The organism is Chryseobacterium ginsenosidimutans, from assembly GCF_024807225.1.
Taxonomy (GTDB): domain Bacteria; phylum Bacteroidota; class Bacteroidia; order Flavobacteriales; family Weeksellaceae; genus Chryseobacterium; species Chryseobacterium ginsenosidimutans.
Genome location: NZ_JANUCO010000001.1, coordinates 1,627,420 through 1,646,342, shown reverse-complemented (window position 1 = coordinate 1,646,342; position 18,923 = coordinate 1,627,420). Strand labels below are relative to the sequence as shown.

The 18,923-nt window shown below is 34.7% G+C and carries 18 protein-coding genes, 4 tRNA genes and 1 pseudogene; 9 read left to right on the top strand and 14 right to left on the bottom strand.

Annotated features, from left to right (window positions below; all coding sequences use genetic code 11):
- The first annotated feature begins 20 nt into the window (after positions 1 to 20).
- Positions 21 to 308, top strand: coding sequence for a SpoIIAA family protein (locus tag J3D55_RS07960; protein WP_310466863.1), 288 nt, complete (start codon positions 21 to 23; stop codon positions 306 to 308).
- A gap of 204 nt (positions 309 to 512) precedes the next feature.
- Here J3D55_RS07960 and J3D55_RS07955 read toward each other — a convergent pair whose 3' ends face one another.
- Entirely contained in the window at positions 513 to 1,703 is a 1,191-nt protein-coding gene (locus J3D55_RS07955; protein ID WP_259130183.1) for an MFS transporter, read from the bottom strand.
- 167 nt (positions 1,704 to 1,870) lie between these two features.
- Between J3D55_RS07955 and J3D55_RS07950 the strand changes: the two genes are divergently transcribed.
- Entirely contained in the window at positions 1,871 to 2,722 is an 852-nt protein-coding gene (locus J3D55_RS07950) for an AraC family transcriptional regulator (protein ID WP_259130182.1), read from the top strand.
- Positions 2,723 to 3,005: 283 nt separating this feature from the next.
- Here the strand turns inward: J3D55_RS07950 and lipA are convergent.
- Positions 3,006 to 3,873: pseudogene (gene lipA, locus J3D55_RS07945) on the bottom strand (lipoyl synthase).
- Between the two features lie 108 nt (positions 3,874 to 3,981).
- On the opposite strand from lipA, the gene J3D55_RS07940 reads away from it, so the two are divergent.
- From J3D55_RS07940 to J3D55_RS07930, 3 genes are read left to right on the top strand one after another with little or no spacing between them, the layout of a single operon-like run.
- Positions 3,982 to 4,311: a hypothetical protein gene (locus tag J3D55_RS07940; RefSeq protein ID WP_259130180.1), complete on the top strand. Its 330-nt coding sequence runs from the start codon at positions 3,982 to 3,984 to the stop codon at positions 4,309 to 4,311.
- A 28-nt stretch (positions 4,312 to 4,339) separates the two neighbouring features.
- A complete protein-coding gene (locus J3D55_RS07935; protein WP_259127766.1) occupies positions 4,340 to 4,663 on the top strand; it encodes an IS630 transposase-related protein in 324 nt (107 codons plus the stop codon).
- Positions 4,632 to 5,168, top strand: coding sequence for a transposase (locus J3D55_RS07930; RefSeq protein ID WP_310467481.1), 537 nt, complete (start codon positions 4,632 to 4,634; stop codon positions 5,166 to 5,168). Before J3D55_RS07935 ends, J3D55_RS07930 begins: the two co-directional genes overlap by 32 nt.
- A gap of 342 nt (positions 5,169 to 5,510) precedes the next feature.
- Here J3D55_RS07930 and J3D55_RS07925 read toward each other — a convergent pair whose 3' ends face one another.
- Positions 5,511 to 6,080, bottom strand: coding sequence for an RNA polymerase sigma factor (locus tag J3D55_RS07925; RefSeq protein ID WP_259130179.1), 570 nt, complete (start codon positions 6,078 to 6,080; stop codon positions 5,511 to 5,513).
- Between the two features lie 357 nt (positions 6,081 to 6,437).
- Between J3D55_RS07925 and tyrS the strand changes: the two genes are divergently transcribed.
- Complete coding sequence (tyrS, locus tag J3D55_RS07920) at positions 6,438 to 7,733, top strand: tyrosine--tRNA ligase (protein ID WP_259130177.1); 1,296 nt, start codon at positions 6,438 to 6,440, stop codon at positions 7,731 to 7,733.
- Between the two features lie 267 nt (positions 7,734 to 8,000).
- On the opposite strand, the gene J3D55_RS07915 is transcribed toward tyrS, so the two are convergent.
- Positions 8,001 to 8,441, bottom strand: a complete 441-nt coding sequence (locus J3D55_RS07915; protein ID WP_259130175.1) for a hypothetical protein — start codon at positions 8,439 to 8,441, stop codon at positions 8,001 to 8,003.
- A gap of 244 nt (positions 8,442 to 8,685) precedes the next feature.
- Between J3D55_RS07915 and J3D55_RS07910 the strand changes: the two genes are divergently transcribed.
- The 3 genes from J3D55_RS07910 (at position 8,686) to J3D55_RS07900 (ending at position 11,290) form a co-directional block, all read left to right on the top strand.
- Positions 8,686 to 9,324 (top strand): alpha/beta hydrolase, encoded by a 639-nt coding sequence (locus tag J3D55_RS07910; protein WP_259130174.1) that lies wholly within the window; start codon positions 8,686 to 8,688, stop codon positions 9,322 to 9,324.
- 155 nt (positions 9,325 to 9,479) lie between these two features.
- On the top strand, positions 9,480 to 10,760 hold the full coding sequence (locus J3D55_RS07905; protein ID WP_259130172.1) for a PDZ domain-containing protein: 1,281 nt from the start codon (positions 9,480 to 9,482) through the stop codon (positions 10,758 to 10,760).
- A 257-nt stretch (positions 10,761 to 11,017) separates the two neighbouring features.
- Positions 11,018 to 11,290, top strand: a complete 273-nt coding sequence (locus J3D55_RS07900; protein WP_259130169.1) for a hypothetical protein — start codon at positions 11,018 to 11,020, stop codon at positions 11,288 to 11,290.
- On the opposite strand, the gene J3D55_RS07895 is transcribed toward J3D55_RS07900, so the two are convergent.
- From J3D55_RS07895 to J3D55_RS07850, 10 genes are all read right to left on the bottom strand, one after another.
- Positions 11,291 to 12,310, bottom strand: a complete 1,020-nt coding sequence (locus J3D55_RS07895) for a L,D-transpeptidase (RefSeq protein WP_259130167.1) — start codon at positions 12,308 to 12,310, stop codon at positions 11,291 to 11,293.
- Positions 12,311 to 12,878: 568 nt separating this feature from the next.
- Positions 12,879 to 14,465, bottom strand: a complete 1,587-nt coding sequence (locus tag J3D55_RS07890) for a Na+/H+ antiporter (RefSeq protein ID WP_259130165.1) — start codon at positions 14,463 to 14,465, stop codon at positions 12,879 to 12,881.
- 886 nt (positions 14,466 to 15,351) lie between these two features.
- A tRNA-Asp gene (locus J3D55_RS07885) sits at positions 15,352 to 15,425 on the bottom strand.
- Between the two features lie 37 nt (positions 15,426 to 15,462).
- A tRNA-Asp gene (locus J3D55_RS07880) sits at positions 15,463 to 15,536 on the bottom strand.
- Positions 15,537 to 15,572: 36 nt separating this feature from the next.
- Positions 15,573 to 15,646 (bottom strand) — tRNA-Asp (locus J3D55_RS07875).
- A gap of 36 nt (positions 15,647 to 15,682) precedes the next feature.
- Positions 15,683 to 15,756: transfer RNA gene (locus J3D55_RS07870), tRNA-Asp, on the bottom strand.
- 147 nt (positions 15,757 to 15,903) lie between these two features.
- The gene (trxA, locus tag J3D55_RS07865) at positions 15,904 to 16,224 is read right to left on the bottom strand and encodes a thioredoxin (protein WP_259130163.1); all 321 of its coding nucleotides are present in this window, start codon (positions 16,222 to 16,224) and stop codon (positions 15,904 to 15,906) included.
- 82 nt (positions 16,225 to 16,306) lie between these two features.
- Entirely contained in the window at positions 16,307 to 17,482 is a 1,176-nt protein-coding gene (locus J3D55_RS07860) for a cysteine desulfurase family protein (RefSeq protein WP_259130162.1), read from the bottom strand.
- A 119-nt stretch (positions 17,483 to 17,601) separates the two neighbouring features.
- Positions 17,602 to 18,189, bottom strand: a complete 588-nt coding sequence (locus tag J3D55_RS07855; RefSeq protein ID WP_259130159.1) for an HAD family hydrolase — start codon at positions 18,187 to 18,189, stop codon at positions 17,602 to 17,604.
- Between the two features lie 5 nt (positions 18,190 to 18,194).
- Positions 18,195 to 18,920 (bottom strand): SDR family NAD(P)-dependent oxidoreductase, encoded by a 726-nt coding sequence (locus J3D55_RS07850; protein ID WP_259130157.1) that lies wholly within the window; start codon positions 18,918 to 18,920, stop codon positions 18,195 to 18,197.
- Positions 18,921 to 18,923: the final 3 nt, after the last annotated feature.

Sequence of the window (18,923 nt, the reverse complement as noted above, 5' to 3'; positions counted from 1 at the left end):
ACCAAATTAAAAATAATGATATGATAACGATTATTCCAGATGCTCCGGAGAATGTTGTGGCTTTCAATGCAACGGGCGAAGTGACGAAAGAAGATTTTGAAAACCTTGTTGTTCCACACGTAAAATCAAAAGTAGATCAGTACAATGAACTGAATTACTTATTGTATCTGGATACTGATCTTGATAATTTTACAATTGGGGCATGGTTTCAGGATGCGCTTTTGGGATTAAAAAATTTAACCAATTGGAACAGAAACCGCCATTGTCACAGACAAAGAAGGAGTTCAGAATTTCACAGATATTTTTAGCGTTTTAATGCCGGGAGAATTTAAATCTTTTCCAAAAGAAAATCTTTACAATGCTCTCTATTGGTGCAAAAACGGTAATGAAGTAGAAGCGTAATCAGCTTATTATAAAAACAACTGAGGACTGTCTTATGGCAGTCTTTTTTATTTTAAATAATTAAGAAAAACAGGCTGCCTCGTTTGAAACAGCCTATTTATTTTTATTAATCAAGAAATAGCATTATTAATTTCTTCTTTATTCGGTACTTGAGAACTGTATAATTGTTTATATCTGAAAGCAATAATCAACCCGATAAGGGTCATAAAAACACCTACCAACGAAGGATAATTGAAAGAATATCCTTTTTCCAAAGGAATTCCGCCCAAAAATGCTCCCATTGCATTGGCACAGTTGAAAGCCGCCTGCATAAATGCTGCAGCCATCATTTCACTTTTCGGTGCTGCTTTCATCATCATAATATTAATCGGCGCCGCCACAGACATTGATAATGCTCCACAAATAAATGTTAAAACCAATGATACATTCTGATATTCTGAAAGGAAAAATACACCTCCCAAAGAAAACATCATTAAAAATAAGAGTAAAACACACGTTTTTTCAGGACTCAATCTGTCCGACAAATATCCTCCAACAAGATTTCCTACCACCATTCCGGCTCCTGCGAGAATCATCACGTAAGCCATCTGACTTTCTTTTATCCCTGAAATAACAGTCATCAAAGGAGTTATATAACTAAACCAAGTGAAAAGTCCGCCAAAACCAATCGCCGTAATCATCAAAACCAACCACGCCTGTTTTTTCTTCAGAAATTTCAGTTCTTCCATAAAATGCGTGTCCGGATTCGTTTCTAAAGCAGGAAGCCAAAATTTTATAAAAGCCAAAGCAACCAACCCAATCACTGCAACAATCGCAAAATACCATCTCCAATGGAAAGCGTGCCCAATGTATGTTACCAAAGGAACCATCGCAAGATTGGCAACGGTAAGTCCCGTAAACATTAATGAAATATAAAATGCCTCCTTCCCTTTTGCCGCCATTCTGGTCGCAACCACCGTTCCCACTCCAAAAAATGCTCCATGAGGAAGTCCTGACAGAAAACGGATAACCAACATGGTGTTATAACCCGGTGCAATAGCAGACAACGCATTGAATAATGTAAAAATCACCATCAACGCCATCAAAACCTTTTTAGGAGGAAATTTCACAGAATATCCTATTAAAAGCGGCGCTCCGACCACAACTCCAAAAGCATAGGCAGAAATTAAATGTCCCGCTTCAGGAATACTGATCTGCAGACTTCTTGCCACATCCGGAAGCAATCCCATAATCGTAAATTCGGTAGTCCCGATTCCCAAACCGCCTATTGCCAAAGGGATAATTCTTTTATCTATCTTCATTTTTAGTTCCTTTTGTTTATTTTTAGAAGGAATAATTAATTCCATCTTTTGAAAGTGCAAAATTCGATAGAAATAATCATTTATACTTTAACAGAAATGATATAAATTTGCTCTGTATTAACCTTTTTAATTAAATTTAAATTAATTATTAATCAAATGAGAACATAATGAAAATCCAGAAAGAAATCATTGAGTTTGAAGAAGGTAAATCTTTCAAGCTGTTTTCTCCCTCTCTGAAAAATTGTTTTTTTTGGCATTATCACCCTGAAATAGAGCTCGTTTACGTAGAAGCTTCAAACGGAATCCGCCATGTCGGAAAAAACATTTCTGATTTTAAGGAAAGTGATCTGTTGTTGATTGGTGCAAATGTTCCGCATCTTAATTTTGATTATCGGATTCAGACAGAATGCAAGCAATTGGTGCTTCAAATGCGTGAAAATTTTCTCCACGAACTTATTTTTCCGATTCCTGAATTTGATGATATTAAAAAATTGCTGGATCGTTCTTACCTTGGTTTATCATTTTCGGGAGAAACGAAGAAAATAGTGGTCGAAAAACTTCATCAGATAAAAAATGAAAAATCCTTCGCATCTTTTATCGGTTTGATCGAAATTTTACAGATTCTCGCTAATTCAAATGAAGTGAAAGAATTGAATGATGAAGATACCCGAATTAAATGGTTTCTGAATGACAAAATCCGAATGGGAACCATCTACGACTACATTCACGAGAATTATGATAAAAATCCGAATGTAAATATTATCGCTGAAAATGTGAGTTTAAGCACTCCCGCTTTTTGTCGCTACTTCAAAAAACAAACGAATATGACGTTCACCGATTTTGTGAATAATTACAGAATTAATCAGGCGAAATTGTTGCTTCTGCAAAATTCCTGCATAACAGATGTGTGTTTTCAGGTGGGTTTTGAAAGCCTTTCTTATTTTAATAAATTATTTAAAAAATACATTGGTGAAACTCCTTCTGCATTTAAGAAAAAACATTTGAGTAAGGTGGAATAATTATTTTCTCCCACTGATTTCACAGATGTACAAAGATTTTTGTGCTTTTTTTTAATTAATCTCACTTTTTACTAAAGCTTTTTATACAACACACAAAGTTTGTCATTCCGTAGGAATCTAAGCGAATTTATTAGAGATAAAATTTTAAAATCACTGCTTAGATTCCTACGGAATGACAACCAAACGCCTATGCTTTACTTCGACAAACTCAGCACAGGCTAGCTTCACTCCTCGCAATGACAATAAAAAAAAATCGCTCCAAAAATTGAAGCGATTTATATTTTTAATGAATATGTTTTTCTGCGTGGTAAGAAACTTCTCACCAAAGGCGAACTTTCAACATGTCTGAAGCCTAAACTTCTTGCAAAATCCCCGAATTCATCAAACTCTTCCGGTGTAATGAATTTTTTTACGGGTAAATGTTTTTTCGTCGGCTGCAAATACTGCCCCATTGTAATAACATCTACATTGGCATTTCTGATGTCTTCAATCGTCTGAAAAACTTCATGCTTTTCTTCTCCCAAACCAAGCATTAATCCGGTTTTTGTACGATTTTGCCCTGCTTCTTTTAAATATCTTAATACCTCAAGACTTCTTTCGTATTTTGCCTGAATTCTCACTTCTCTTGTCAGACGTTTTACCGTTTCCATGTTGTGAGAGATCACTTCCGGTGCAACATCTACCATTCTGTCAAGGTGTTTTGTCAGTCCTTGGAAATCAGGAATCAAAGTTTCCATGGTTGTTCCCGGAGAAATTCTTCTTACAGCATTCACTGTTTCACCCCAAAGAATTGAACCCATATCTTTCAAATCATCACGGTCAACCGAAGTTAAAACGGCGTGTTTGATTTTCATTAATTTGATCGAACGGGCTACTTTTTCAGGTTCATCCCAGTTTACGTCAAGCGGTTTTCCGGTTTTTACACCACAAAATCCACAGCTTCTCGTACAGATATTCCCAAGAATCATGAAAGTGGCTGTACCTTCTCCCCAACATTCTCCCATGTTTGGGCAGCTTCCGCTTTGGCAAATCGTATTTAATTTATATTTATCAACCAAAGTCCTTAATTCTCTGTAATTTTTACCTGTAGGAAGTTTTACACGAATCCATTTTGGTTTTTGAACGGTTGTATCTTGAACTAAATTCTCCATTTATTTCTCAAATTGAGGTTCAAAGTTAGTGAATTTTTTATCGAAACAATCAAAGACAGGCATTGATGAAACAGATAATTTCGTAATTTTAAGGATCAATATTTTTTCATGAAGACTACATTTTGTTTTTTAGCTCTTATTTTCAGTATATTTTGTTTTGCTCAAAAAGAATTTCAACCGAAAGGTTCAAATGTTAATGAAATGGTTGAAGGTGATTTAGATGGCGATAAAGTTCCTGAAAAAGTAATTATTTATAATATTCCGACTGGCAAAGATTCTGGGGATATTCGCGAAATTCAGATTTTGAAAAAAGTTAATAATAAATGGACGGTTTTAGAAAAATCCAGAAATGCAATTTATCGAAGTGATGAAGGAGGAGTAATGGGCGATCCTTATCAAAGTACAACCATTAAAAATGGTATAGTTAAATCATTATAATTTGTCATAATATTTTATATCTTTGAGCATGTGCTATTCAATAGATTTTCGCAAGCAATTATTTAAGATTAAAGATCAAGACAATCTTACTTATCAAGAAGCCAGTGAACGATTTGGCGTTCCAATAAGAACACTTTTCAGATGGAATAATTGTATAGAGCCCAAAATAAAACGCAACAAACCATCAACAAAAGTTGATGTCGAAGCTTTACGACAAGATGTTGTAGAAAACCCTGACCATTACCAATATGAACGAGCCAAGAAATTTGGAGTAGGTCAAAGCACGATATTCTATGCTTTAAAGCGTTTGGGAATAAGTAATAAAAAAAACGCTATTCCATCCAAAAACTGATCAACTCTCTAGGCTTATCTTTCAATTAAAATTATTCCGATACGAGTTTATAGAAAAACGATCTATTATTTATCTGGATGAAAGTGGCTTTGCATTAGATATGCCAAGAGAAAATGGTTACAGTCAAAAAGGAGAAAAATGTTATGCAAGTAAAGATTGGCATGCCAGAGGAAGGGTAAATGCTATCGGAGCAATAACGGACTTCAAACTATTCAATGTTTGCTTATTCAATTGTAATATAGATGCTGATGTATTCTTCGCCTGGCTTACGCAAGAATTGTTACCTTCTATTGCTCCTAATTCAGTTATTGTGCTGGATAATGCTACTTTTCACAAAAGAGAAGATGCTCTATTGAAGGTTCAAGAACAAAGTCATATTTTGCTATTTCTTCCGCCTTACAGTCCAGACCTAAATCCAATTGAAAAAAAGTGGGCACAAGCAAAAAGCATAAGAAGAAAATTCGGATATACACCAGAAGAGCTTTTTATTTACGCAGATTTGTGACATTTTATTCTGATTTAACTATATTTTAATTATTCAAGATTACGGAGGAAGTAATTGGAGATGGGGAAATACTGATAAATATAGATTTCAAAACGGTCATTTTGAGCTTATCGGACATATTTCAGAATCCGGAAAAGTATTTGAGTTTTGGAAAACGATAGATTTTAATCTATCCACGGGACAAATTCTTTATACAAAAGAAGTTGAAAATACTAACGATCCTGAAAACGGTAAAGATGAAAGTGAAAGTTTTATAAAAAAAGGAGTGAAAATTAATCTACAAAACAGGCATATGGAAAAATCAAGGAAAATTCTTACTTTCCCTAAGACAAAAGTTGATTTTTATTTATAATCAATATCATCAAAGTCATTATTTTTCAACAGTTCCGCTAGAACTTTTTTGGCGCGCATCACACGAACTTTGGTGTTGGCAACGGAAATTCCCAGTTCTTCAGCGATTTCTTTAATACTTTTTTCCTCGAAAAATCTTAATTTAATAATATCCTGATAATTGGCATCCAAAGATTCAATTGTTTTAATGATTTTCTTCTGTTCTTCATCGGAAATCATTAGTTCTTCAGGAGATTTTGCGTACTGATTTTTTACCTCATCTAAATTTTCCGTCGGATCTTGATTTTCCCTTGCTTTTTTCCTCCAAAAATCGATGATTGTATTTTGAGCAATCGTTAAAACCCATGTTTTAAACTGGAAATGCGGGTCGTACATATCCAATTTCGACAAAACTTTTGAGAAAACATTTACCGTGATTTCGTCTGCATCGTTTTCATCCCTCACTTTTTTCATCACAAAAGAAAAAACATCAACCCAAAAAATGTTGATGAGCTTGGTCTGCGCTTTCTGGTCTTTTATTTTTGCGTTGCTGATGAGCAGGAATAATTGTTCGTCGTTCATTAGTAACAAATATAATTGATTTTGTAGAAAAGAACAATATGTGAATTGGCTTTATTTTCATCAAACCTTCAAGGTTTTAAAAACCTTGAAGGTTTAGTTTTATAGTATATGTTATCAGTCGCAAGTTCCTAGCCCCGATTGTCGCGACATCCTTTTTGGTTGCGGACGGAGCGAAGCGGAGACCGTAACCAAAAAGATACAGCAGAAAGCGGGAAAAAGCTTCAAATAAAAAAAACAAAACAGCTTTTCGATGTAATCAAAGCTCCTGAAAATATTCGCACATTTCCCTTTTCTGCTTCCCACCTTTATAACCCTGAATTTATTATCTTTGCACATTAAATTTTAAAGTTAAAAATAATGAACTCTTTTATTGAAGAACTGAAATGGCGCGGGCTTTTTGCCGACATGATGCCCGGAACGGATGAGCAACTGGATAAGGAAATGACAACTGCCTATATCGGGTTCGATCCTACCGCAGATTCTTTACATATCGGAAGTCTTATTCAGATTAAAATTTTGGCTCATTTTCAACAGCACGGTCACAAACCGATTGCTTTGGTAGGTGGCGCTACAGGGATGATTGGTGATCCTTCCGGAAAGTCTGCAGAGAGAAATCTTTTGGACGAAGAAACGCTTCTGCATTATGTGGAGTGCTTAAAAAACCAGCTTTCAAGATTTTTAAATTTTGATGGTAATGAAACCAACAAAGCGGAATTGGTGAACAATTACGACTGGATGAAAAATATTTCTTTCCTTGATTTTGCTAAAAACGTAGGGAAAAATATTACCGTAAATTATATGATGGCAAAGGATTCTGTGAAGAAAAGACTTTCAGGAGACGCAAGTGTTGACGGAATGAGCTTTACGGAATTTACGTACCAACTGATTCAGGGATATGATTTTTTGCATTTATACCAAAATAATAATGTGAAGCTTCAAATGGGCGGTTCTGACCAATGGGGAAACATCACTACTGGTACAGAATTGATTCGTAGAAAAGCTAAAGGAGAAGCTTTTGCATTAACAGTTCCTTTGATTACAAAAGCAGACGGTTCGAAATTCGGAAAGTCTGAAAGCGGAGAAAACTATTGGCTAGACCGTAAGAAAACTTCACCTTACAAATTCTACCAATTTTGGCTGAATGCAACGGATGATGATGCTGAAAGATTCATCAAATTTTATACTTTTTTAAGCAAAGAAGAAATTGATGCCTTAGTGGAAGAGCACAAAACAGCCCCGCACGAAAGAAAACTTCAGAAGAAATTGGCTGAAGAAGTCACTGTTTGGGTTCATGGAAGAGAAGAGTATGAAAAAGCTCTGAAAGCTTCTGAAATTCTTTTCGGACGTTCTACAGCAGAAGATCTGGTAAGTCTTGATGAAGAAATTTTTCTGGAAATTTTTGACGGAGTTCCACAAAAAGAAGTCGCAAAATCGGATGTTTTGGGAGTGAATATCGTTGATCTTCTTTCCGAAAAATCAGGTTTTCTGAAATCTAAAAGCGAAGCAACAAGAGAATTGAAAGGAAATGCAATCTCTGTAAACAAAGAAAAAATCAACGATGTTTATACTGCAAACGAGTCTGATTTAATCGATGGAAAGTTTTTGCTGCTGCAAAAAGGTAAGAAAAGTTACTTTATTGTAAAAGTGATTTAATTTTTACTTTTGACACAAAGATTTTACCACATTAGAGGTCTTAAGATATTATTAAACTACAAATAAGAACACTTTAGTTTTTAAAAATCTTGGATTTTATTTTTAATATCATAATATTTGTGGTTAAGTTTTTATTCGTTTAAACAGATTAATAATATAAAAGATTGCGCGAAATTTTCAATTTCGCGCAATTATTTTTTTACTAATAGACACAAAAAAAGATCATCTTTTCAGACGATCTTTTATATTTTTAAGTAAACTAATTTCTTATAATTCTAAGAAGCTGTGAGCCACTGCAACACTTACTACATTAGAACCATTACCATTAACAGTCATTGTTTTAGCAATCTCACCATCAATCCAAATATTAACCGTCAATTTAGAATCGGTATTCGGAAGAACTGCGTTTGCAGACAAATTCAACTGAGACTGGCTTGAGCTGATAAATTGCTCACCACTCGTCCAGGTTAATCCTGTAGGGTTAAAAGTTGTCGCCTGAGCAGTTCCTACTTGAGTAACAACAGCTTGAAAAGCACCTGTTCCTGTACCTGTTCCGTTATTGATTTTTGCTTCAAACTGAACAATGTGATCCGTATATTCGTCCTCGTCGTCATCTTTACAAGAAGTAACAACTGAAAGTACTGAAAATAATACGGCGAATAAAAAAGAAAGTCTAAGTAAACTTTTTGATTTGTAAAATTGCTTCATTTCTCCAAATAGATTTTTAATGTTTCAAATATAGGTTTTTTATCAATATAAAAATAACTTTTATGAAAATTTTCCAACAATGATTTGCAAATAATATCAAATCAATAAATGTATATAACGTAATTTCTGTGTAAATATTTCAAGATTCAAGGATGTAGAATTAGACAAATTGTCACAATATTTCAATTGGTCTCATTTTGATACTACTCATTAAAATAAATCATTATTATTTTATCTTTGCTTTATGAATTTAGATTACATCGTAAGAGAACCCGAAAATATTACTCCAAATACCTCTATCCTTTTTCTGCTTCATGGTTATGGCAGCAATGAGCAAGACCTTTTCAGCTTTAGAGAAACGCTTCCTAAAGACTGGATTATTGTGAGTTTCAGAGCACCGAGAGAAACCCAGTTTGAGGGATATTCTTGGTATGACATAGATTTTAACAATCCTGATAACTTTATAGATCTTCCACAGGCAACGGAATCGTTGAACAGCGTTTTGGAAAACATTTTAAAAATAGTAAATCATTACGGAATCACAGAAGGAAAAACTCATCTTTGCGGTTTCAGTCAGGGGGGGATTTTATGTTATGCTTTGGCGTTGAAATATCCTGAAATGTTCAATCTTGTGGCTTGTTTAAGCAGTTATCCTGAAGAAAAATTATTAACTGATATTATAAAAGACAAGAAAAAACTAGAGAGACTTCGTTTCTTCGTTTCTCACGGAACTGATGACGCTGTAATTCCTTTTGAATGGGGCAAAAAAGCGGCGGATCTGCTGTATGATTTGAGCTGTTATTTTACTTTCAGAGAATACATGAGCGGACATGGCGTGAACCAGAAAAATTACATGGATCTGATGGATTTCTTTTCGAAATAATTTTACGAAAAGTTAATTTTTTATTTTAATTCACTATAAAATAGACAAGCATTCTCAATTTTGGGAATGTTTTTTATTTATGATAAGGATAAATTCAGTAAATTCAGTAAATGAAACTGAAGTATTTTTTTTGGATTTTTTTTATAAGCATTTTTATGAATGCTCAAAATTCATTTGAAGTTCAGGATGCAAAAAAAACGGTAATTCCTTTTAAATTAATCAGTAATTTAATTTTTATTCCTATTACTATCAACGGTGTAAATCTCACATTTTTACTTGATACAGGCGTTGCAGAAACCTCCCTTTTCAGTCTGGAAAACACGGAATTACAACTTACCAATCTCGAAAAAATAAAGTTTTCCGGTTTGGGCGGAAGTGCGAGTATCGATGGTTTTATTTCAGAAAATAATATTGCAAGAAGCGGAAAAGATTATGTAAACTATTCTCTGTCGCTTTATATTATTGTAGATCAGGATTTTAATATTTCTTCACATGTAGGAATTCCGGTAAACGGTATCATCGGGTATCATTTTTTTAAGAATCACCCTGTTGTCATCGATTATGCATCAAAGAAAATCACTATTTATAATGATGAAACTTTATTTAAGAAAAAAGTAAGAAATTTCAGTGAACTTAATATCAGTATCGAAAGAAATAAACCTTACATCTTTGCTGATGTAGAAATGACCAAGGACCGAAAAAGTTCGAAATTATTAATCGATTTGGGAAACAGTGATCCGATTTGGCTTTTCCCTACTTTAATTAAAGATTTCGTTTATAATCGTCCCAATATTGATGATTTTTTAGGAAGAGGTTTCAATGGCGATGTTTACGGGAAAAGAAGCAGAATTCACAATTTTTATTTAGGTGATTATAAATTTGAAAAGCCACTTACGGCAATGCCCGATGAATATTCTATTCAACATGTAAATATGGTTGAAAGCAGAAAAGGCTCTATCGGCGGCGATATTATGAGACGTTTTACGGTAGCTTTTGATTATGCCAATCAGAAAATATATTTAAAGAAAAACCGAAATTTTGATGATCCTTTTCATTTTAATATGAGTGGTCTTGATTTCAAACAAGACGGCATGGAATGGACAAAAGATATGGTAACTCTTTCCACAAAAAATAAAGAAAACGCATCCAGCGGAGTGGAAGTCATTAATAACAGTCTGCAGTATAATTTTGTTTTAAAACCTATTTTTTCTATTGCGGGAGTTCGTAAAGATTCGCCGGGTGCAAAATCGGGTTTACAGAAAGATGACAGACTCATCACGATTAATGGCAGGAAAACTGCAGATATGACGTTACAAAAGATCATGGAAATGATGAAATCGGAAGAAGGAAAAACAATAGAAATCCTCATTGAAAGAAAAAATAAGCAAATGACTCTGAGTTTTACTTTAGAAGATCCAATACCCTATCAAGATTAATCGTATGAATACAGAAGAAACTACTTTAGATAAGATTAGAAGCCGACCGAGGTTCAAAATGTTTACCCATCTTACCAAAGAAGAATATGCCGAAAATTTAAAAATATATCTCGCAGAACATAAAGACGAATTTTCAGGAAACATCAACAAAGAAGTCGCAACTATTTGTGTAGAAAGTGAATATGACAATTATTGGAAACCAACATTAGCCTTAAGAATAGAAATTGAAGACGAAAAAACTGCGATACGAGGTGTTTTTGGACCCAGTTTCCGCAGTTTGGACATTCTTTATGTTTTTGTATTTCTCCTTCTCGATTTTGTGGATGACTTTTTTCTCGATGTATTATGTCGAAAAACAAATCAACAGCCACGATTTTCCTTGGGCAATTCACGCTTCTTTCCTTATGCTGATCTGTATTGCTTTCACTTACGCTGCTGCAAGATTCGGACGTCATAAAGGAAAAGCAGAAATGCTGAAACTAAGAAGATTTGCCGAAGAATCTACTTTACACTGTGAAAAGAAAGATTAATTAAGGAGCTACCGTTTTCGGAGTTTGTGGCATTTGCTCAAGCACTGCTTTTGCAGCTCTGATAGAATCTACCACTTTTTCTCTGTTGTCCTGCTCTCTTAATATTTTCTCGATATTCGGTTCGATCATTTTTGTCATTTCTTCTACAGAAACGCTATTTGCATTAGGATCGCTCAACAATTTCCTCCAAGGTTTTCTTTTACCCCAACCATAATCTCCGTAAACCAAAACAGCCGTTCCTTTTGCTTTTGTCGTTGCTCCTCCAGGATTTAAAACCCATGTATCTGCATAACTGTACAGCCATTTTGCATCTTTCAGCAATAATCTTAAACATGAATGCGATGCAGGATAACCCGGAAGATCATATTGATGCCATCCAATTCCGTCGAGATTAAAAATATTAAAATTATAAGGTAATTTCCATTCGCTGCTTACGGTAGAAATAGCCAGTGTTTTTTTCCAGTTCGCAAACGTAAGACCTGTTTTTGTCTTAGCCGCTTTTTTACCCATACTTGTCGGTCCCCATTTTACTAAACTTCCGTTTGAATACACGCCATAAGCCTGAATAGGATACGAAAAAACCACAAACTTTTTCACCGGGCTCAATACATCCAATTGCATCGGGAAAGGTGAATATTCCATTAAAGTAGTGTCGATTTTCGCGGGAACAACCAATGTATCGGCATTCCATCTATTTTTTGAGTCTAATCTGTTTAAAGCTAAAATTGCATAACGCTCTTTTTCAGAATATTTTTTACTGAAAACAGAATAGATAGAATCTCTCATCTTTTTGTCCTTCGGAAGGATAAAAGCATTGTAGAAACCATCTTCCTGCATAGTAGGAGGTATTGATTCTTTTTGGATAACAGAATCTTTTTTTATTGAATCTTGTTCAACTTCTTCGTTTTCTGTTACAGAAGAAGCCGTATCGTTCATCTTATCATTTATCTTTTCTATTTCCTTTTTACAAGAAAGTACCATTAACGAAATGAATAGTACGTATAGAAATGATTTTTTCAAAAATATGTTTTTCATAAATAACTTGGGCGATTAATTTTTCTACCCAGTACAAATATCAGACCTAAAATTGAATTATAAAAATACTTAATGCAATTACCGTAAAAATACGGGGAAACCGTGACAGAAGATGGTACACGCATTTTCTCAGAAAGGATAAAAACGACGATCAATTCACTTTTAACAGGAGAATAATTTTATGGGCTTAAGAGTCTGTTTAAATTTGATTCAAACATTTTAAAATTTACTGCTCATTTTTTAACGCAAAGTTTTAATTCAATAGTACTTTAATTGAAGTGAGCAAAGATCAATCAACAAGTTGATTTAATGAAGTGTTGTTTTCACGCTTTGCGAAGCAAATTTTATTTGCCTTTGCCTTCTAAAAATAATGCGTAATGTAAATAGAATCTTTGCGTTAAAAAGAATAACGTATTCTGTTTGAAAAGATCTTAAGTCTTTCAATACAAAGCTTTCAGTTTCAAAAAATATAAAAACCATATTTCAAATAAGGTTGCAAAAATTTGTAATATAAAATTTAAACAGGCTCTAAATAATAATTAAACTTAAAAACTTACAGCATTCTTATCCTTTCTTCTTCCAGATCAATAAGGAAAAGCTGTTCTCTGATCACCTCTTCGTCTATTTCGCGATTCTTATTAAGGTCTGAGAGATAATCTCTCTGAAATTCGAGCATTTCTATGAATATCCCTTTTGCCTTTTCATTCATCCATTCTTCATCATTGGCTTTCATTTTATCTTCCCAATGATCGAGCATTTTTTTAAATCCGGCATGATCGTGAAGTTCGTTGTCGTATTTATTTCGAAGGAACTTGTAGGTTTCAGCTCTTAATCCGCTTTTTACTTTTCGTTTGGTTGTTTCCTCAGATTCTTCCATGGCAGCATTATCAAAAAGATTTCCATGTTTTATAAAATACGGTAACGTAAGTCCCTGCATCAAAAGCGTAAGAAGAATAACCACGAAAGTCACAAATAAAATCAGGTTTCTATGAGGAAATTCTGCCCCGTTTTCCAAATGTATCGGGATTGTAAGTGCGGCAGCCAAAGAAACAACGCCTCTCATCCCTGTCCAACCCAATAAAAGCGGCAAAAAGAATCTTCTTCTTCGGCTAGCTTGTGAAATCTGAATAATATTACGCCTGAAAATCATGGTAGCAAACATCGCTATATACGAACTCACAATTCTGATTAAAATTAAAACTCCGGTTACCAAAACGCCATATCCAATGGCTGTTTCCAAAGGAATTCCTTTTGATCGAAGTCCTTCTGTAATTTCCGGAAGTTCGAGACCGATGATTAAAAATACGACTCCATTTAAAATAAAAGTAAAACTTTCCCAAACACTGTATGCCCGAATTCTGCTGGTACTATTTAAAAATTTTAAACGCTGATTTGACATTAATAAACCTCCGGCAACCACTGCAAGAACTCCCGAACTGTGAAAGTATTCTGCGACCCAATACAAAATATAAGGTTCAATAAGCGTAAAAGCAATGTCTGAAGGCGCATCTGTCGGTAATCTTTTATGAGCCTGCATGAATATCCATCCCAACAAAAGACCGATTCCTACCCCACTGAAAACCATCCACGAAAATTCTGTAATGGCTTCCTGCCAGATAAATTGTCCCGTTCCTACCGCAATTAATGCAAATCGGAAAATAATTAAAGAAGATGCATCATTCAGCAGACTTTCTCCTTCAAGAATCGCAGAAGTTGATTTTGGAATTTTTACAAACTTCATGATCGCTCCCGTACTCACTGCATCGGGCGGAGAAACGATTCCTCCCAACAAAAATCCTAAAGCCAAAGTGAACCCCGGAATAAAATAATTCGCAGCTATTGCCACCGATAAAGCCGTAAAAAATACCACCAGAAAAGCAAAACTCGTGATGATGCGCCACCATTTTTTCATTTCTTTAAAGGAAACCGTCCAAGCTGCTTCACACAGTAATGGCGGAAGGAAAATAAAGAATATAAGATCCGGATTAATACGAACCTGAGGAAGCCCGGGAATAAAACTCACCGCGAGACCTGCCAAAACCAATATGATCGGATATGCAACTCTGAGTTTTGTCGCCAACATTTCCAAAAGCACGATCACAGCGACCATAGCCAATAAAAAGGGTAATATACTATGCATTAGTGGAAGAAAGTATTTTATTAAAATTGATTAGTATTAAGAGCCTGTTTAAATTTTATATTACAAATTTTGTAACCTGTTTGAAAATCTATTTTTTTGAAAGTGAAAGTTTTTACATTGAAAGACTTAAGATCTTTTCAAACAGAATCTGTTATTCTTTTTAACGCAAAGATTCTATTTACATTACGCATTATTTTTAGAAGGCAAAGGCAAATAAAATTTGCTTCGAGAAGCGTGAAAACAACGCTTCATCAAATCAACTTGTTGATTCATCTTTGCTCACTTTATACTAAGCACTGTTGAATAAATCTTTGCGTTAAAAATCAGCAGTAAATTTTAAATGTTTGAATCAAATTTAAACAGACTCTAAATCAAAATAAATACTTAATACCCCAAACAAGATATTAAATAATTATTTTTCACAAATGTTTTTGATAAAAATAAGGATATTTTTAAAATGATGCGTGAAGTCAGGCGTTTTTAAAATTCAAGTAGATTTTATTTTGAAGTTGTCTCCACTTTTTAATCTAACTATAAATCCAAAAATAGTCGGGACAGATTTGTGGATAGATGTTCTTCCGGTATGACAAACTTTGTGGTTGTTTCCAATGTTCTAATAAATACCTGCAGTTTCTAGCCCCGATCGCAGCATTTGTTTGAGCTCATTTTGAGATTGTATCGGCGCGGCGGCTTTGCCGCCGCGCCGATACAATCTCAAAATAGCGAGTGCGGAGAGCGGGAAATAGCTTCAAATAAAAAATAAATAACTTTTCGATGTAATCAAATAGCTCCTTAAAAAATAATAAAAGTACAATTCGATGAAGTCAAAAACTTCAAGTAAACTCTAAAAACGAAAAAAGTCTCTTAAAAATAAGAGACTTTTTTGCGATCCGGACGGGACTCGAACCCGCGACCTCCGCCGTGACAGGGCGGCATTCTAACCAGCTGAACTACCGGATCAATTTTATTTTAAAAGTAAATTGATGAAAACTTTCTGCGATCCGGACGGGACTCGAACCCGCGACCTCCGCCGTGACAGGGCGGCATTCTAACCAGCTGAACTACCGGATCAATTTTGTTTTAAAAGTAAATTGACGAAAACTTTTGCGATCCGGACGGGACTCGAACCCGCGACCTCCGCCGTGACAGGGCGGCATTCTAACCAGCTGAACTACCGGATCAATTTTGTTTTAAAAGTAAATTGAAAAAAACTTTTGCGATCCGGACGGGACTCGAACCCGCGACCTCCGCCGTGACAGGGCGGCATTCTAACCAGCTGAACTACCGGATCAAATTTTTTATAAATGTTGTTTCTTGTTAAAGAACGTCGTTTCTTTTTTGTGATTGCAAAAGTACAACTTTTTTCGTTACGTGCAAATTATTTCCAAAAAAAACGCCTTCCAAAAACGGAAAGCGTTCATTACTAAAGTAATTATTTTTATAAGTGTGCGCTTAATTTCTCAGCAATCACCTCTTTTGGAGATACTCCAACGATTTTATCAACAACCTCACCGTTTCTGAAAATTAGAACTGTAGGGATATTTCTAATACCATATTTCATAGAAATTTCCTGATTGTTGTCTACATCTACCTTTCCTACTACCGCTTTTCCTTCGAAATCGTTTGCTACTTCTTCGATGATTGGTCCCAATGTTCTACATGGTCCACACCATACTGCCCAAAAATCAACCAATACCGGTTGTTCTTTTGATTTTGAAAGTATTTCCGCGAATGAGCTATCTGTAATTTCTAAAGCCATTTTTTTCTTTTATTTTAAATTAATATTATATTTTTTTTACTCTTGATTCGATATTCAAAATTACGCTTTTTGAGTAATAAGACTATCTATGCTCAACATTTGTATTTTCTATAACGAAATCTTTTGAAATCTCTTTCAAAGCCGTTACCAAAGCGTCGATATCCTGTTTAGTAGTCATATGACTGAACGAAATACGAAGCGGCGTACAATGATCTGCTTCATCCTCAGATAAAACCATCATCATTACCATCGAAGGTTTTGTAGCCCCAGAAGAACATGCGCTTCCCTGAGAAATTGCAATTCCTTTCATATCCAGCTGAAGACCTATTAAAGGATTTTTATAAGGCAATAAAGCGCTTAAAACCGTATACAAACTATTTTCCTTCTCAGAACTTCTTCCGTTGAATTTAATACCAGGAATTTCTTCTGTAAGCCTTTCTGCAGCATAACTTTTGATTTCCTGCATATGGTTTGTATAAGCTTCAAGATTTTTAAGAGAAATTTCTAATGCTTTGCCTAATCCTACGATTCCTGCAACATTTTCGGTTCCTGCTCTTAAGCTTCTTTCCTGAGGTCCACCAGTAATAATCCCTTTCAATCCGCTTGATTTTCTGATGAAAGCAAAACCGACACCTTTCGGTCCGTGGAATTTATGAGCACTGCAAGACGCAAAATCAACCTGAATATCAGAAAAATCCAAATTCATGTGTGCCATTGTCTGCACTGTATCGGAATGGAAAATCGCATTATTTGCCTTGCATAATTCTGCGATCTTTTTAATATCATAAATATTCCCGATCTCGTTGTTGACGTGCATTAAGCTTACCAACGTTTTCTTATCGGAAGATTTTAATAATTCTTCTAATTTATTAAGATCAATATCTCCTTTTTCATTCGGACGGATGTAGTTTACTTCTACTCCTTTTCTGCTTTTCATATCCAAAATACTCTCAGAAACACATTTGTGCTCTAAAGGAGAACTGATGATTCTTTCAACTCCAAGGTGTTCTACACTGGATTTGATGATCATGTTGTTGGATTCTGTACCGCAAGATGTGAAGATAATTTCAGCGGGTGTCACGTGAAGATAATCTGCAACCTGTCTTCTGACGTTTTCGATAAGAATTTTTGCCTCCTGCCCAAAGCTGTGCGTTGAGGAAGGATTTCCAAAATTCATTTTCATGGTACTCACCATTGCATCGATAACTTCTTCTGAAAGAGGCGTTGTTGCAGCGTTATCTAAATATATTTTATTCATTTTACTTTGAATATTTTAATTCTTTGGAATAGGTAATATTACGTAAAAACAAAGAAAAATAAGTTATCATTTGAAAACCCAAACGACCCTTGTTCATTCTTTATTTTTAACACCCAAAATTAGTGAAAAAATTGATAATGACCTTCATTTGCCCATTTCAACATCGGCTTGTCTCCTGAAGTATCTCCGAAAGCGATGATTTTGTCGTATTTATGATTGCTGATTTCGGCTTCTATTCTTACCAGTTTTTCTTTTCCATTACAGTTTTTTCCAATGAAATTTCCTGTGAAAACACCGTTCTGAAACTCGGCTTTCGTGGAAACCAACTGCATTTTAAAAGCATCAGCGAAAGGTTTTGCCCAGATGTCAAGCGAAGCTGTTACCAATAGACTCTGCGTATTATCTCTATCTATATTTTGAATAAAGTCGAGCGCATTTTCTCTGATGATCTTAGGATAATGTTCTTCAAAAAACTGTTTAGATTTTTTTTCAATTTTCTCCTGAGTTTGTCCTTTTAAGATAGAACCGATGAAACTTTTTTTCACCTTTTCTGTTTCAGCAAGCTTTAATTTTAATAAAACAAAAAGCGGAACATGTTTCAAAAACTGAATTTGGAACTTTATTGGATCATAGAATTTCAGATACATAAACATGGTATCCTTGTAAGTCAGAGTTCCGTCAAAATCAAAACAATACAGTTTTTTCATTTTTATTAAAGTTTTAATTTTTTAAATATAAATTCAGGTATATTCCTGATAATCATCATAATAATCCCCCAAACCGGTAAAACATACACCTCGTTTTTCTGCTTTTTGTAAGCCTTAAAAATACATGCAGCAGCCTGCTTTGGAGTTGCCGTTAATTTTGGATTTAATGGTAAACCTTCTGTCATTTTGGTTGCCATGAATCCCGGTTTTACAGTCATCACATGTACTTTCTTTTCGAAAAGATAATTTCTCAAACCGCTCAAATATGCCGTGAAAGCCGCTTTTGCACTTCCATAAATAAAATTACTCTGCCTTCCTCGATCTCCCGCTACAGACGACAAACCGATGATCGTTCCCGATCTTCTGCTTTCAAATTTCTGAGCAAAATAATTCATCACAGGAACCAGTTTTGAATAATTAATATCAATAATTCGCTCTGTATTTTTATTGTCGTACAAGCCTTCTTCTGTTCCTTCGCCCAAATATCCTGTTGCACAAAATAACAAATTAGAATTGATATTTTCAAATTGATTATAATCGATTTCTTTCATTAAATCAAGCTCGATAACTTCTGCCTGCTGAAGAAATTTCACATCAATATGTCTTGCAAATCTTTCGGTCGTTTCTTTGCTGGAGGTGAAAAGATAGATTTTCTCAAACTTTTCCCCTTTCTGCAATGCTTCTTCTACAAAAGCCTGTGCTACTTCCGATGTACTTCCTAAAACGATCATTTG